General features: G+C 62.2%; 14 protein-coding genes and 1 tRNA gene. 9 read left to right on the top strand and 6 right to left on the bottom strand.

What is annotated here, in order from left to right; translation table 11 throughout:
• Window positions 1–12 precede the first annotated feature (12 nt).
• The 3 genes from obgE to rplU all read right to left on the bottom strand — a co-directional run bounded on the left by obgE (window position 13) and on the right by rplU (window position 1,912).
• On the bottom strand, window positions 13–1,107 hold the full coding sequence (gene obgE / locus BM136_RS13745; RefSeq protein ID WP_092972374.1) for a GTPase ObgE: 1,095 nt from the start codon (window positions 1,105–1,107) through the stop codon (window positions 13–15).
• A gap of 195 nt (window positions 1,108–1,302) precedes the next feature.
• Window positions 1,303–1,563, bottom strand: coding sequence for a 50S ribosomal protein L27 (rpmA, locus tag BM136_RS13740; protein WP_004633021.1), 261 nt, complete (start codon window positions 1,561–1,563; stop codon window positions 1,303–1,305).
• Window positions 1,564–1,600: 37 nt separating this feature from the next.
• Window positions 1,601–1,912, bottom strand: coding sequence for a 50S ribosomal protein L21 (gene rplU, locus BM136_RS13735; RefSeq protein WP_004633023.1), 312 nt, complete (start codon window positions 1,910–1,912; stop codon window positions 1,601–1,603).
• A gap of 335 nt (window positions 1,913–2,247) precedes the next feature.
• Here rplU and ispB point away from each other — a divergent pair, with 335 nt between their 5' ends.
• The 9 genes from ispB (at window position 2,248) to BM136_RS13690 (ending at window position 10,660) form a co-directional block, all read left to right on the top strand.
• Window positions 2,248–3,177 carry an octaprenyl diphosphate synthase gene (gene ispB / locus BM136_RS13730; protein ID WP_092972373.1) on the top strand — a complete coding sequence of 310 codons (930 nt, stop codon included), beginning with the start codon at window positions 2,248–2,250 and terminating at the stop codon, window positions 3,175–3,177.
• 26 nt (window positions 3,178–3,203) lie between these two features.
• Window positions 3,204–3,280: transfer RNA gene (locus tag BM136_RS13725), tRNA-Pro, on the top strand.
• 188 nt (window positions 3,281–3,468) lie between these two features.
• Window positions 3,469–4,743 carry an HlyC/CorC family transporter gene (locus BM136_RS13720; protein WP_092972372.1) on the top strand — a complete coding sequence of 425 codons (1,275 nt, stop codon included), beginning with the start codon at window positions 3,469–3,471 and terminating at the stop codon, window positions 4,741–4,743.
• Window positions 4,744–5,002: 259 nt separating this feature from the next.
• On the top strand, window positions 5,003–6,730 hold the full coding sequence (pilB, locus tag BM136_RS13715; RefSeq protein ID WP_092972371.1) for a type IV-A pilus assembly ATPase PilB: 1,728 nt from the start codon (window positions 5,003–5,005) through the stop codon (window positions 6,728–6,730).
• A gap of 44 nt (window positions 6,731–6,774) precedes the next feature.
• Window positions 6,775–8,040 carry a type II secretion system F family protein gene (locus tag BM136_RS13710; protein WP_092972370.1) on the top strand — a complete coding sequence of 422 codons (1,266 nt, stop codon included), beginning with the start codon at window positions 6,775–6,777 and terminating at the stop codon, window positions 8,038–8,040.
• A gap of 4 nt (window positions 8,041–8,044) precedes the next feature.
• Complete coding sequence (locus BM136_RS13705) at window positions 8,045–8,926, top strand: prepilin peptidase (protein WP_092972369.1); 882 nt, start codon at window positions 8,045–8,047, stop codon at window positions 8,924–8,926.
• A gap of 13 nt (window positions 8,927–8,939) precedes the next feature.
• The gene (gene coaE / locus BM136_RS13700; RefSeq protein WP_092972983.1) at window positions 8,940–9,554 is read left to right on the top strand and encodes a dephospho-CoA kinase; all 615 of its coding nucleotides are present in this window, start codon (window positions 8,940–8,942) and stop codon (window positions 9,552–9,554) included.
• Between the two features lie 135 nt (window positions 9,555–9,689).
• The gene (gene zapD / locus BM136_RS13695; RefSeq protein ID WP_092972368.1) at window positions 9,690–10,448 is read left to right on the top strand and encodes a cell division protein ZapD; all 759 of its coding nucleotides are present in this window, start codon (window positions 9,690–9,692) and stop codon (window positions 10,446–10,448) included.
• Window positions 10,449–10,456: 8 nt separating this feature from the next.
• Window positions 10,457–10,660 carry a DNA gyrase inhibitor YacG gene (locus BM136_RS13690; protein WP_092972367.1) on the top strand — a complete coding sequence of 68 codons (204 nt, stop codon included), beginning with the start codon at window positions 10,457–10,459 and terminating at the stop codon, window positions 10,658–10,660.
• Here the strand turns inward: BM136_RS13690 and BM136_RS13685 are convergent.
• The 3 genes from BM136_RS13685 to argJ are packed head-to-tail and all read right to left on the bottom strand — an operon-like array spanning window position 10,653 to window position 13,222.
• Complete coding sequence (locus BM136_RS13685; RefSeq protein ID WP_092972981.1) at window positions 10,653–11,102, bottom strand: NUDIX domain-containing protein; 450 nt, start codon at window positions 11,100–11,102, stop codon at window positions 10,653–10,655. The genes BM136_RS13690 and BM136_RS13685 overlap by 8 nt on opposite strands.
• Window positions 11,092–11,976 (bottom strand): ATP-binding protein, encoded by an 885-nt coding sequence (locus BM136_RS13680; protein ID WP_092972366.1) that lies wholly within the window; start codon window positions 11,974–11,976, stop codon window positions 11,092–11,094. Before BM136_RS13680 ends, BM136_RS13685 begins: the two co-directional genes overlap by 11 nt.
• A gap of 16 nt (window positions 11,977–11,992) precedes the next feature.
• Window positions 11,993–13,222, bottom strand: coding sequence for a bifunctional glutamate N-acetyltransferase/amino-acid acetyltransferase ArgJ (argJ, locus tag BM136_RS13675; RefSeq protein WP_092972365.1), 1,230 nt, complete (start codon window positions 13,220–13,222; stop codon window positions 11,993–11,995).
• Window positions 13,223–13,271 lie beyond the last annotated feature (49 nt).

The raw sequence follows: 13,271 nt of genomic DNA, 5'->3' as shown, positions 1-13,271 counted from the left end.
AGGATGTTGTGTTTAGGCTTGACCGTCATGGTCGACGTTGTGCAGTGTCGGGTCCAAACGCTGGTCGGGCGCGGCCGCCGCGGCGTCCTCTTCGGCGCGCAACTCGTCGAGGTATTCCTGGATCGCGTGGACCAGCGCCTGCGTGCCATCGTGCGTCAACGCAGAAATGCGGTGCACCGGACCCTTCCACTTGAAGCGCTTCACGAAGTCTTTCACGCGCGCTTCGCGTTCGTCCTCGGGCACCATGTCGAGCTTGTTGAGTACGAGCCAGCGCGGCTTGTCGAAGAGTTCAGCGTCGTATTTCTTCAGCTCGCCGACAATCGCCTTGGCTTCGGCCACCGGGTCGACATTCTCATCGAACGGGGCGAGATCCACCACGTGCAGCAACACGCGCGTGCGCTGCAGGTGCCGCAAGAACTGGTGGCCCAAACCGGCACCTTCGGCTGCACCCTCGATCAGGCCAGGAATGTCGGCCACCACGAACGATTTCGACGGGCCTGTCCGGACCACGCCCAGGTTCGGGTGCAGCGTCGTGAACGGGTAGTCGGCAATCTTCGGCCGCGCATTGGAAATGGCGGTGATCAGCGTCGACTTGCCGGCATTCGGCATGCCGAGCAGACCCACGTCGGCCAGCACCTTCAACTCCAGGCGCAGGTTGCGGCGCTCACCGGCCTTGCCGTCGGTCTTCTGGCGCGGCGCGCGATTGGTGCTCGACTTGAAGTGGATGTTGCCCCAGCCGCCCTCGCCGCCCTGCGCCAGGCACAGGCGCTGGCCGTCGATCGTCAGGTCGGCAATCAGCTCTTCCGTGTCGGCATCGTAAATGGCCGTGCCCACAGGCATGCGCAGCGTGATGTCGTCGCCAGCGGCGCCGTAGCAATCGGCACCACGGCCGTTTTCGCCGTTGCGCGCGAGGTGCTTCTTGGCAAAGCGGTAGTCGATCAGGGTGTTGATGTTGCGGTCAGCCACGGCCCACACACTGCCGCCACGCCCACCGTCGCCACCGTCCGGTCCGCCAAACGGGACGAATTTCTCGCGGCGCATCGAGGCGCTGCCGTTGCCGCCGTCACCAGCGATCACTTCAATCCGGGCTTCGTCGATGAACTTCATGGAGGTCTCCGCCCGTGCGGCACGCGCACGGCAGGTAAAAAGAAATCGGCGCCACTCGCGCCATTGCTAACAGAACGCGCCTGGAAACACGCGCCAAGAAGCAGCGTACCGCCCAGGATCAGGGTCGCGTTTTGTTAGCAGCCAGAAACGAAAAAGCCCCGCACGGGTGCGGGGCCTTTCTACTACAAGGCTAAATCAGGCCGCCGGAACAACGTCGACGAACTGCTTCTTGCCTTCGCCGCGGTTGGCGAACTTCACGTGGCCATCGACCAGCGCGAAGAGGGTGTGGTCCTTGCCCATGCCCACGTTCACGCCAGCGTGCGTGCGGGTGCCGCGTTGGCGAACGATGATGCCGCCAGCGTTGATGGCTTGACCACCGTACACCTTCACGCCCAGGCGCTTCGACTCGGAATCGCGGCCGTTCCGTGTGGAACCGCCGCCTTTTTTCTGTGCCATGACTGAACTCCTATCCGGTTACGTAGACGACGCAGCCTTAGGCCACGATCGAGTCGATACGCAACTCGGTGTAATTTTGACGATGCCCTTGGCGCTTTTGATAGTGCTTACGACGGCGCATCTTGAAGATGTGCACTTTGTCGTGACGACCGTGGGAGATGACGGTGGCTTTGACGGCAGCCCCGCTCACCAGCGGCGCACCAACCTTGAGTTGGTCGCCGGCGCCCACTGCGAGCACCTGGTCAAGCGTGATTTCTGCGCCAACGTCCGCCGGTATCTGTTCTACTTTCAGTTTTTCGCCAGCAGCAACCTTGTATTGCTTACCGCCGGTTTTTACGACCGCGTACATTGTCGGACCTCGATAAAAGAACTAAAACGTGACTCTTGTGCCACTCGACGCCCGCCTGCGCGGACAACGGACACAGAGAACTCGCAACTATACAAGAAAAACCCAAGCAAATCAAAGGTTAATGCGTTACAGGGGTGCTGCGCCCGCGCAACGCACCCGCCACGTCAAGCGTGGTGCGCCGGGCCATCGGCAAACCACCCTGTTGCTCTATAATCTTGCGGTTTTTTGCGCAACATCGTACGCGCGCAAATTGACCACCAGCCACACGCTTTCTGTCGGAATTCGCCTTGACCCAGTCCTCCGCCTCCGTCCTGCTCGCCCCTGTCGCTGAAGACATGCGCGCCGTCGATGCCGTGATCCGCCGCCGCCTAGGCTCGGAGGTGGTGCTGATCAATCAGATCGGCGAATACATCATCAGCGCCGGCGGCAAGCGGTTGCGCCCGGTGATTCTGCTGCTGGTGGCGAATGCGCTCGGCTACAAGGGCGAGCATCAGCACGAACTGGCCGCCGTGGTCGAGTTCATCCACACGGCCACACTGCTGCACGACGACGTGGTTGACGAATCCGACCTGCGCCGCGGCCGAAAGACCGCCAATGCCGTGTTCGGCAACGCGGCCAGCGTGCTGGTGGGCGATTTCCTGTATTCGCGCGCCTTCCAGATGATGGTGCAGGCCAACAGCATGCGCATCATGCAGATCCTGGCCGACGCAACCAACATCATTTCTGAAGGCGAGGTTCTGCAACTGCTGAACATGCATGACCCGGACGTAACGGAAGAGCGCTATCTGCAGGTCATTCGCTACAAGACCGCCAAGCTGTTCGAGGCAGCCGCCCAGATCGGTGCAGTGCTCTCAGGCGCGGACACCGCCATCGAAGAAGCTGCCGCCGAATACGGCCGCCGCATTGGCACCGCGTTCCAGATCGTCGATGACCTGCTCGACTACACGTCCACCGCTGATCAAATGGGCAAGAACGCTGGCGACGACCTGCGCGAAGGCAAGCCGACCCTGCCACTCATCCACCTGCTGTCAAACGGCACGGAAGAGCAGCGCGCACTGGTGCGCCAAGCCATCGAGCAAGGCGGCACGGAACATTTCGATGCAATCTTCGCTGCCATTCAGGCTTCCGGCGCGCTGGAGTACACGCGCCTGGCCGCCGAGCGCGAAGCCACCGCAGCTGAAGCAGCGGCAAACGCATTACCCCCTTCCCTTTTCCGTCAGACGCTGATAGACTTGTGTGCTTTCTCGCTGCAACGTCAGTCCTGACACGCACGAGATCTGCGAAGAAGCATCGGGGTGTAGCTTAGCCTGGTAGAGCGCTACGTTCGGGACGTAGAGGCCGGAGGTTCGAATCCTCTCACCCCGACCAGTTTCTCGTATTCAAGTCATTCCGGCGGCACAGTTTTCAGCATCGCCGCACAGCAATTCCAAGCATTTTCCGCATCGTCCGCTTATTTCAGCGGGGTGTTGCGCTGTCCGCGCGGCCAATGGCCGTGTGCGCAGAAGCGGCAAACCCCTCTGTTATAGTGGGCGCTTCGCCGCCCTTCCTCTCCCGCTTTGGACTCTTGGCCGCTCTGGGCACAAATCGGCGCCGTCGTGCTGCTGTTGTGCTGCTCCGCCTTCTTCTCGATTTCCGAAACCGCGATGATGGCCCTGAACCGCCATCGCCTGCGGCATCTTGCCAAGTCCAACGTATCGGGCGCGCGCAATACGCAACAGTTGCTCGGTCAGACCGACAAGCTGCTCTCGCTCATCCTGATCGGCAACAATCTGATCAACACCGCTGTGCCGGTGCTGATCACCACCTTGGCGATCCACTACTTCGGCAACAACGGAACGACGCTGTCGATTGCCACGGCCATCGTCGCGTTTCTCATCATCGTATTTGCGGAGATTGCCCCCAAGATCGTGGGCGCGACCTACCCCGAACGCGTGGCCTTCCCTGCCAGTTTCATCATCAAGCCGCTGCTGCAGATTTCGACGCCGCTGGTCGCGGTGGTCAACGCGTTTGCCATGGGTGTCCTGCGATTGGTGCGCATCAACACGCGCAAAGCGCCGGAGCAGCGCATGTCGACCGAGGAACTGCGCACGCTGGTGCTGGAATCAGGCAACTTCATTCCGCACAAGCACCGCAGCATCCTGCTCAACCTGTTCGACCTTGACGTCATCACCGTGGACGACGTGATGACGCCGCGCGCGCGCGTGGAATCGCTCGATCTGTCACGCCCGATTGAAGAAGTCATCCAGCAGCTCGAAACCTGCTATCACAACAAGCTGCCCGTGTTCGAGCAGGATAGCGATCAGGTGATCGGCATCCTGCATGTGCGCAAGGCACTGTCACTGCTGGGGCACACCGAACTCACGCACGACGATTTCCGGGGCCTGCTCGCCGAGCCGTATTTTGTACCGAGCGGCACGCCCGTTTTCCGCCAGCTACAGTACTTTCAGGAGAACCGCCGCCGTCTCGGCCTGATCGTCAATGAATACGGCGACATGCTGGGATTGGTGACGCTTGAAGACATCATCGAAGAGATGATCGGCGAGTTCACCACCACGCTGCCCAACGCCGGCAAGCTGGCCTGGGACAAGGAAGGCACTTATCTTGCGGATGCGGGAATGTCGTTGCGCGATCTGAACAGGCGTCTAGGCTTGGGCCTGCCAACCGACGGCCCGAAGACGCTCAACGGGCTGTTACTGGAAGTGCTGGAAGAGATTCCCGAAGCGACGGTGAGTGTGAAGATTGCGGGCTGCGTGATGGACATCGTCCAGATGGACAGCCAATCGATCCGCACGGTACGCCTGCATCAGCCGCCGCAACCAAAGCGCAGTTGACGCCACACTCAAGCGCGAACGCTTCAGTTGGAGCGGTTTTCTGCCGATGTGGCACAAATGCAAGCTGCGCTTTGATGTGCGCTTTACAAATGCAGGGGCGGTCGGCAAACTGCCCCGGTTCCGGACACCACCCCCCACGAATGGGTGGGGTACCGGCTGCAGAACATAAAACAATCGCCTTGGGGGGCGAGCGCACGCTGGAGGCGGTGGGGCCCGGCGCGCGCTGAAATGGTCAGCTTCAGCCTGACGGACTGGACTCATGACACTCGGACTCGCTCTAGCGCAGAGCCGGCGGATCGCGCCGACGCTACTCACCCAGCTCGAACAGAGCGCGCGTGAAAAACGCACGCAATTGATCGACGAACTGGTGGGCAGCGGGATCATGAGTGCGCACGACCTCGCCGTGTTCGTGGCCGGCAAGTATCAGATGCCGCTGCTGGACTTGGCTCAGTACAAGCTCGACACCGTGCCGGCCGTGCTGTCAGCCAACAAGCACTTTGCCCAGTTGCGCCTGTTGCCGCTGGGCCGCCGCGAAAACCGCCTCATCCTCGCCACGTCCGACCCCAGCGATCCGAAACCGATCGAAGAGCTGCGTCAGAAGATGAACGTGGCCATCGAAACGGTCATCGTTGAACACGACAAGCTGGTGCGGCAACTGAGCCTCGCCAATGAAGCGCCGGCCGAGATCAAGTCGCTCTTTCCCAAACAGGAAGCCACGCAGATTGAGTACGACCCGGGCGCTGCTGCCGCCACGCGTCGCACCACCACCGATGGCATCGACGATGCCCCCGTGGTGCGCTTCCTGCAGAAGCTCTTTACCGAGGCCTTGTTGCGCGGCGCGTCGGACTTGCATTTCGAGCCCTTTGAAACGTTTTACCGGGTGCGTTTCCGTATTGACGGCATCCTCGCGCAGGTCGCGCAGCCGCCGCTGGATATCCGCGACAAGATCGCGACGCGCATCAAGGTGTTGTCGCGCCTGGATATCTCGGAAAAGCGCGTGCCGCAAGACGGCCGCATGAAGCTGCTGATCACCGTTCCGAAAGACCGCAAGGACAAGGACAACAAGGAGACGATCGAGCGCGCCATCGACTTCCGGGTATCGACGCTGCCGACGCTGTTCGGCGAGAAGATCGTGATCCGGATTCTGGAGTCGTCCACCGAGCGGCTCGATATCGACCAGCTCGGCTACGAGCCGGAACAGAAGCAGTTGCTGCTCGACGTGATCAAGCGCCCGTACGGTATGGTGCTCGTGACAGGGCCAACGGGCTCGGGCAAGACCGTGTCGCTGTACACCTTCCTGAACAGGCTGAATCAGGGCGACATCAATATCTCTACCGCCGAAGATCCGGCGGAAATCCAGTTGCCCGGCATCAACCAAGTCAACGTGAATGACAAGGCGGGGCTGACCTTTGCGGCGGCGCTGAAGTCGTTCCTGCGGCAGGATCCGGACATCATCATGGTGGGCGAAATCCGAGATCTGGAAACGGCCGACATTTCGATCAAGGCCGCGCAGACCGGGCACTTGGTGTTTTCCACGCTGCACACCAACGATGCCCCGACCACGCTGACTCGCCTGATGAACATGGGGGTGGCGCCGTTCAACATCGCGTCGTCGGTGCTGCTGATTACAGCGCAGCGTCTGGCACGCCGGTTGTGCAAGGATTGCAAGAAGCCGGGGCCGCTGCCCAAGGAAACGCTGCTCGACGCGGGCTTTACCGAAGCGGACGTCGACGGCTCCTGGCAGCCGTATCACCCGGTCGGTTGCGAAACCTGCAACGGCAGCGGCTACAAGGGCCGGGTCGGCATCTACCAAGTCATGCCGATCACCGAAGCGATCCAGGAGATCATCCTTACGCACGGCACGGCGCTGCAGATTGCCGAGCAGGCACGCAAGGACGGCGTGCTGTCGCTGCGCGAATCGGGCTTGCGGAAAGTGAAGCAGGGGCTGACTTCCCTAGAGGAAGTGCTGGCCACAACGAACCAATAACCTTCTCGATCAATCGTTCCCATACCGGGGGGTAGGAACCAACCATGGCCACACGAGCACCTGCCGCGAATCGCGCGGCCGCCGCGCCAGCGCGAAAGACTGCCAAGACAAAGGCGCCCACGCAGTACATCTTCGAGTGGGAAGGCAAAGATCGCAAAGGCAAGATCTTCAAGGGCGAGATGCGCGCCGAGAGCATCACCGAGGTGAATGCCATCCTGCGCAAGCAAGGCCTGTCGATCACGAAGTCCAAGCGCCGCCGTGCGGCCCGCGGCAAGAAGATCACGCCGAAGGACATCGCCTACTTCACGCGCCAGCTCTCGACCATGCTGAAGGCCGGCGTGCCGCTCCTGCAGTCGGTCGACATCATCGCGAAGGGCCATGCCAATCCAAACTTCACGCAACTGCTGACGGAAATCCGTGTCGACATTGAGTCGGGCAGCAGCATGGCGCAAGCCTTCCGCCGTCATCCGAAGTACTTTGACACGCTGTACTGCAACCTGATCGACGCTGGCGAGCAAGGCGGTATTCTCGATGCCCTGCTGGAGCGGCTTTCGCTGTACATGGAGAAGTCGATCGCGCTGAAGGCGCAGATCAAGTCGGCGATGATCTATCCGATCTCGGTGCTGACGGTGGCGTTTGCGGTGACCGTGGTCCTGATGATCTTTGTGGTGCCCTCGTTCAAGAGCGTGTTCTCCAGTTTCGGCGCGGACCTGCCGGCTCCAACGCTGTTCGTGATTGCGATTTCCGACTTTTTCGTTAAGTGGTGGATACCAATCGTGCTGGGGCCCGTCGCGGGCATTGCATTGTTTTCTCGCGCATTCAAACGGTCTGAAAACGTCCAGCGTTCGACACATCGCTTTATCCTGAAGATTCCCATCTTTGGGGACATCATCCGCAAGGCGACCATCGCGCGCTGGACTCGCACGCTGGCTACCATGTTCGCAGCTGGTACTCCGCTCGTGGAATCGATGGAGTCGGTCGCCGGTGCCGCTGGCAACTGGATCTACCACGATGCGACGCTGGAAGTTCAGCAAGCGGTACGTATCGGCACCAGTCTCACCAACGCCATGCAGGCCACGCACGTGTTCGACAACATGGTCCTGCAGATGACGCAGATCGGTGAAGAGTCCGGTGCCTTGGACAACATGCTGCTGAAGGTGGCCGAGTTCTACGAGCGCGAGGTGGACGATGCGGTGGCCAACATCTCGACCCTGATCGAACCAATCATCATCGTCTTCCTCGGCGTGCTGATCGGCGGCATGGTGGTGGCGATGTATCTCCCGATCTTCAAGCTTGGTACGGTGGTCTGACGCAATGCCAGAGATGTTCATCATCCCCACGCTGGCGCAATTGCCGGCGTGGTTTGTGATTGCGGCCGGCTTGCTGGTCGGCTTGCTGGTCGGCAGTTTTCTCAACGTGGTGATTCACCGCCTGCCGCGCATGATCGAGCGGGAAGAAGCCAACTACATCGCCGAGTTGCGCGAAGAGCCGCTGCCTCACCCCGACGCATACAACCTGGTCGTGCCGCGCTCCGCATGCCCGTCGTGCGGTCACCAGATCAAAGCGATCGAGAATATTCCCGTATTGAGCTGGCTGGCGCTGCGCGGCCGCTGCAGTGCCTGCGAGACACCGATTTCATGGCGCTATCCCGCAGTGGAGCTGGTCACGGGGCTGCTGACGGCGGCCTGCCTGTGGCACTTCGGCCCGACGTGGGTGGCAGTCGCATCGGCGGTGCTGCTGTGGTTCCTGATCGCCGGCACGATGATCGACGCCGACACACAACTACTGCCCGATGCCATCACCCAGCCGCTGCTCTGGCTTGGGCTGGGCGTGAATCTGTTCGGCATGTTCGTGCACCTGCACGACGCGGTGATTGGCGCGATGGCCGGCTACCTGTTCCTGTGGTCGATCTACTGGGCGTACAAGCTGCTGCGCGGCCGCGAAGGCATGGGCTATGGGGACTTCAAGCTGATGGCCGCACTCGGCGCCTGGTTCGGCTGGCAGGCGCTGCCGCTGCTCGTGCTGCTGTCGTCGGTCGTGGGACTGGTGTTTGGGCTGGTGCGCATTGCGCGCGGCGCGACGAGCGAATCGCCGTTCTCGTTCGGACCGTTCATTGCCGGGGCCGGCGTGATCGCACTGCTGGCCGGCCCGCAGTTGCTCATGCTGGCAGGGCTCGGCCCGCTGCTTGCGCCATAAGGGCATGGCGAACATGCGCGTGATCGGCCTGACCGGCGGCATTGGCAGCGGTAAAAGCTACGTGGCAGACCGCCTGGCGGAACGCGGCGCCGCCATTGTCGACACCGACGCGATCGCCCATGAGATCGCCGCACCCGGGGGGGCGGCCATCCCCAAGCTGGTCGAGACGTTCGGCGCCGCCATCCTGCGCGCGGACGGTGCCATGGACCGCGATGCCATGCGCGCTCTCGCGTTTTCGGACGCCACCGCCAAATCGCGACTGGAGCAGATCACGCATCCGCTCATCCGCGAGATCGCGTTGTCGCGCGGAGCCGCCGCGCAGGCATCGAGCGCGCACCCGTACCTAGTCTACGTGGTCCCCCTGTTGGTGGAATCCCTCGCCGGGCATCACAGTTGGCGCACGCTGGTCGACCGCATTCTGGTGGTCGACTGCGCGGTTGAGACGCAGATTGCCCGCGTGATGGCCCGTAGCGGGCTGCCGCGCACGCAGGTGGAAGCCATCATCGCGCGCCAGGCTTCACGCGAAGCGCGCCTTGCCGCAGCCGACGACGTGATCGACAACAGCGGCACGCTGGCTGACCTCCTGCCGCAGATCGACCGCCTGGACCTAACCTACAGGACGAACTGAAACGGTCTGAAAGCGGTCGTCACAGCCCTTTGCATTGTGATGAACGAGGGTCTCGCATAGAATGCGGGCAGATCGAGGCCAAATGGGCTTCGGGGCCGCATATGCCAGCAGGCCAGCAAACCGGGCACCCAAGTTTTGATCCTGTACGAATATCCCTTCAACGAACGCATTCGGACGCTGCTGCGCCTCGAAGACCTGTTCGAGCGGCTGGATTTCTTTCTCGTTCAGGAACACCCGCTGCAGCACCATGTGGCCCTGACCACGCTGTTCGAAGTGGTGGACGTAGCCGGGCGTGCCGACCTCAAATCCGATCTGCTGAAAGAACTCGATCGCCAGCGCCAGACTCTCACCGCGCTGCGCGCCAATCCGCAGATCGACCAGGACGCGCTTGATGCCGTCATCAGCGAGCTGGAAACCGCCTCGGGCAATCTCACTGCCACACATGGCAAGGCGGGCCAGCTCATCGCCGACAACGAGTGGCTGACGAGCATCCGCAGCCGCGCGATCATCCCCGGCGGTACGTGCGAGTTTGATCTGCCCGCGTATTTTGCATGGCAGCATCACCCCGCCGAGCGCCGCCGCGCCGACATCATCAAATGGGCCCAACCGCTGGTGCCGCTACGCGACGCCACGATGATCGTGCTGCGCCTGCTGCGCGAATCGGGCCAGAGTGGCAAGGTGATTGCTAACACTGGCAGCTATCAGCAGATGCTGTCGGGCCGTGTGTACCAGCTGATGCAGGTGCGCCTGGACGAGTCGGCGCTGGGGTTCATTCCCGAGATCAGCGCCAACAAGTACATGCTTTGGGTGCGCTTTACCCAGCAGGATGGCGACCTGCGACCGAAGCCCGTCGATGCGGATATCCCGTTCCAGCTGAAGCTCTGTAATTTCTGAGCCGCACCATGAATGTGAAGACCGTCAAATGCCCCAGCTGCGGCAAGCCCGTGCCCTGGGTGCCTGAGAGCCGCTACCGCCCCTTCTGCTCCGAACGCTGCAAGCAGATCGACCTGGGTGCCTGGGCCGCCGAGCAGTACACCATCCCCGTGGTCGAAGAAGACGACCTGCCCGAGGCACCTGGCGGCGATACGAGCAACAAGCTCAACTAGCCGTCGCTTCCTCGCGCATCCATTCGAAGACGGGCAACGTTGCCGGCAGCACCGGATCAACGTTGATCGGCAGCGTCTGCCAGGCGAAGTCCTGACCTTCCAGCGCGCGCAATGTCCCGTCCCACGCCGTTACCTTGCAGAAGTGCAGGCGCACATATGCGTGAGGGTAATCGTGCTCGATGGTGTGCCAGGGCACGCAGGCGCGCAACGTAACGTCCAGTTCTTCCTTGAGTTCACGCGTGAGCGCAGCTTCCACCGATTCGCCCGCCTCCAGCTTGCCGCCAGGGAATTCCCAGTAGCCCGCGTACGGCTTGCCCTCGGGACGCTGTGCAAGCAAGAACTGGCCGTCCGGCTGCACCAGCACGCCAACGGCCACCTCGGTGATCTTGCGACCGTCGGAGGTGTGCGTGGGTGGCACTTGCGTCAGATTGTCAGTCGACATGCTGCCGCCCATGCTTGCCGCCCCAGTCGCGGGCGAACTGCCATGCCACGCGACCAGAGCGCGAACCGCGCTCGAGCGCCCAGACCAGCGCATCGCCACGCGCAGCGGCGATGTCCTCGTCGCTGCAGCCGAAATGCCGGAGCCAGTGGCCGACGATGGTCAGATATTCATCCTGCTTGGGCGGGTAGAACGACAGCCACAGCCCGAAGCGCTCCGACAACGAGATCTTCTCTTCCACCACCTCGCCCGGATGGATTTCGCCATCCGATGTGTGCTGATAAGTCTCGTTGTCCTTCATGTATTCGGGCAGCAAATGGCGCCGGTTGGACGTCGCGTAGATCAGCACGTTGTCTGACTGCGTTGCCACCGAGCCGTCCAGCGCAGACTTCAGCGCCTTGTAGCCCGATTCGCCCTCTTCAAACGAAAGGTCATCGCAGAAGATCGCGAAGCGCTCCGGGCGCGTCGACAGTTGCTCGACGATATCGCCCAGATCAGCCAGATCATCCTTGTCGACTTCGACAAGACGCAGGCCTTCCTTCACGAATTCGTTCAGGCACGCCTTGATGAGCGATGACTTGCCGGTGCCCCGCGCACCCGTGAGCAGCACATTGTTGGCCGGCAACTTACGCACGAACTGGCGGGTGTTGGCGACGATGGCGTCTTTCTGGCGCTCGATGTTGTGCAGATCGCTCAGGTGGATCGGCGGCAGCTGGCGGATCGGCACGAGATAGCCGATGTTGCCGAACAAGCTCTGGCGTTTGCGCCAGCGGAAGGCAACGGCCTCGTTCCAATCAGCCTCAGTCAGTTCGGGCGGCAGCCATTGCTCAAGCCGCCCAAGAAAGCGGTCGAGCCGTGCGGAAAGGTCGGACGACATAGCGGCTGACTCCGAATTAGGAACGGTAGTCCGCGTTGATCGACACGTAATCGTGCGAGAAATCGCACGTCCACACGGTGGCGGTGGCGTTGCCGCGGCCGAGTGCGATGCGCACGGTGATCTCTGCCTGCTTCATCACGCGCTGGCCGTCCTCTTCGCGGTATTCGGGGTTGCGGCCACCGTCACGCGCAACCCACACGTCGTCGAGCCACAGGTTGACGCCGTTCACGTCGAGGTCCGTCACACCGGCGTAGCCAACGGCGGCCAGGATGCGGCCCAGGTTGGGGTCCGAAGCGTAGAACGCGGTCTTCACCAGCGGCGAGTGCGCGACCGCGTAGGCGATCAATCGGCACTCCTCAACGTTGCGGCCACCCTCAACCTGGATGGCCATGAACTTGGTCGCGCCTTCGCCGTCGCGCACGATCTTCTGCGCCAGCTCCTGTGCGAGACCCGTCAACGCATCGCGCAACGCAGCATAGTCGGGGTGCGATTCGGAATCGATGCGCGGCGTGCCGGCACGGCCCGTGGCGATGACGACGAACGAGTCGTTGGTGGAGGTATCGCCATCCACCGTCACGCTGTTGAACGAATGATCAGCCGCGTGGCGCACCAAACCTTGAAGCACAGCTTCATCCACATTGGCATCGGTGGCGATGAAGCCGAGCATCGTCGCCATGTTCGGGCGGATCATGCCTGCGCCCTTGCTGATGCCCGACATGCGCACGGTCTTGCCCGACAGCGTGCACGTGGCGGACGCTGCTTTGGGTACGGTGTCGGTGGTCATGATGGCTTCAGCGGCGGCCAGCCAGTTGTCGGGCTTCGCGTTGGCCTGCGCAGCCGGCAGCCCTGCGACGATGCGATCGACCGGCAGCGGCTCCAGAATCACGCCCGTGGAGAACGGCAGCACCTGCTCCGCCGACACGCCCAGCAGCTTGGCCACGGCATCGCAGGTCTGGCGTGCGTGCGCGAGGCCCGGTGCGCCCGTTCCGGCATTCGCGTTGCCTGTGTTCACGACGATCGCACGTGCGCCCTTGCCGCTCGCCAAATGCTCGCGGCACACCTGCACAGGTGCCGCGCAGAAACGGTTCTGCGTGAACACACCGGCCACCGTCGAGCCCTCTGCGATACGAACCAGCAGCACATCCTTGCGATTGGCCTTGCGCACACCGGCCTCGGCCCAGCCCAGGTCCACACCGTCGATCGGCAACAGGGAGTCAGCGGCAGGCGCGACGAGATTCACAGCCATGGAGCACACCTTTCAAATGAGGATGCCCGCATTGCGGGCATCGTGAATC

Origin of the sequence: Ralstonia sp. NFACC01 (assembly GCF_900115545.1) — a bacterium.
Lineage (GTDB): Bacteria > Pseudomonadota > Gammaproteobacteria > Burkholderiales > Burkholderiaceae > Ralstonia > Ralstonia mojiangensis.
The sequence above is the reverse complement of the archived record's forward strand: the minus strand, read 5'-3'. Positions and strand labels throughout refer to the sequence as shown.

What these genes read in the sequence shown, in the direction of transcription:
- obgE (WP_092972374.1), bottom strand. Translation starts at nt 1,107, where the DNA reads ATGAAGTTCATCGACGAAGCCCGGATTGAAGTGATCGCTGGTGACGGC.
- pilB (WP_092972371.1), top strand. Translation starts at nt 5,003, where the DNA reads ATGACACTCGGACTCGCTCTAGCGCAGAGCCGGCGGATCGCGCCGACG.
- rplU (WP_004633023.1), bottom strand. Translation starts at nt 1,912, where the DNA reads ATGTACGCGGTCGTAAAAACCGGCGGTAAGCAATACAAGGTTGCTGCT.
- BM136_RS13685 (WP_092972981.1), bottom strand. Translation starts at nt 11,102, where the DNA reads ATGTCGACTGACAATCTGACGCAAGTGCCACCCACGCACACCTCCGAC.
- rpmA (WP_004633021.1), bottom strand. Translation starts at nt 1,563, where the DNA reads ATGGCACAGAAAAAAGGCGGCGGTTCCACACGGAACGGCCGCGATTCC.
- BM136_RS13705 (WP_092972369.1), top strand. Translation starts at nt 8,045, where the DNA reads ATGCCAGAGATGTTCATCATCCCCACGCTGGCGCAATTGCCGGCGTGG.
- coaE (WP_092972983.1), top strand. Translation starts at nt 8,940, where the DNA reads ATGCGCGTGATCGGCCTGACCGGCGGCATTGGCAGCGGTAAAAGCTAC.
- ispB (WP_092972373.1), top strand. Translation starts at nt 2,248, where the DNA reads ATGCGCGCCGTCGATGCCGTGATCCGCCGCCGCCTAGGCTCGGAGGTG.
- BM136_RS13680 (WP_092972366.1), bottom strand. Translation starts at nt 11,976, where the DNA reads ATGTCGTCCGACCTTTCCGCACGGCTCGACCGCTTTCTTGGGCGGCTT.
- BM136_RS13710 (WP_092972370.1), top strand. Translation starts at nt 6,775, where the DNA reads ATGGCCACACGAGCACCTGCCGCGAATCGCGCGGCCGCCGCGCCAGCG.
- argJ (WP_092972365.1), bottom strand. Translation starts at nt 13,222, where the DNA reads ATGGCTGTGAATCTCGTCGCGCCTGCCGCTGACTCCCTGTTGCCGATC.
- BM136_RS13690 (WP_092972367.1), top strand. Translation starts at nt 10,457, where the DNA reads ATGAATGTGAAGACCGTCAAATGCCCCAGCTGCGGCAAGCCCGTGCCC.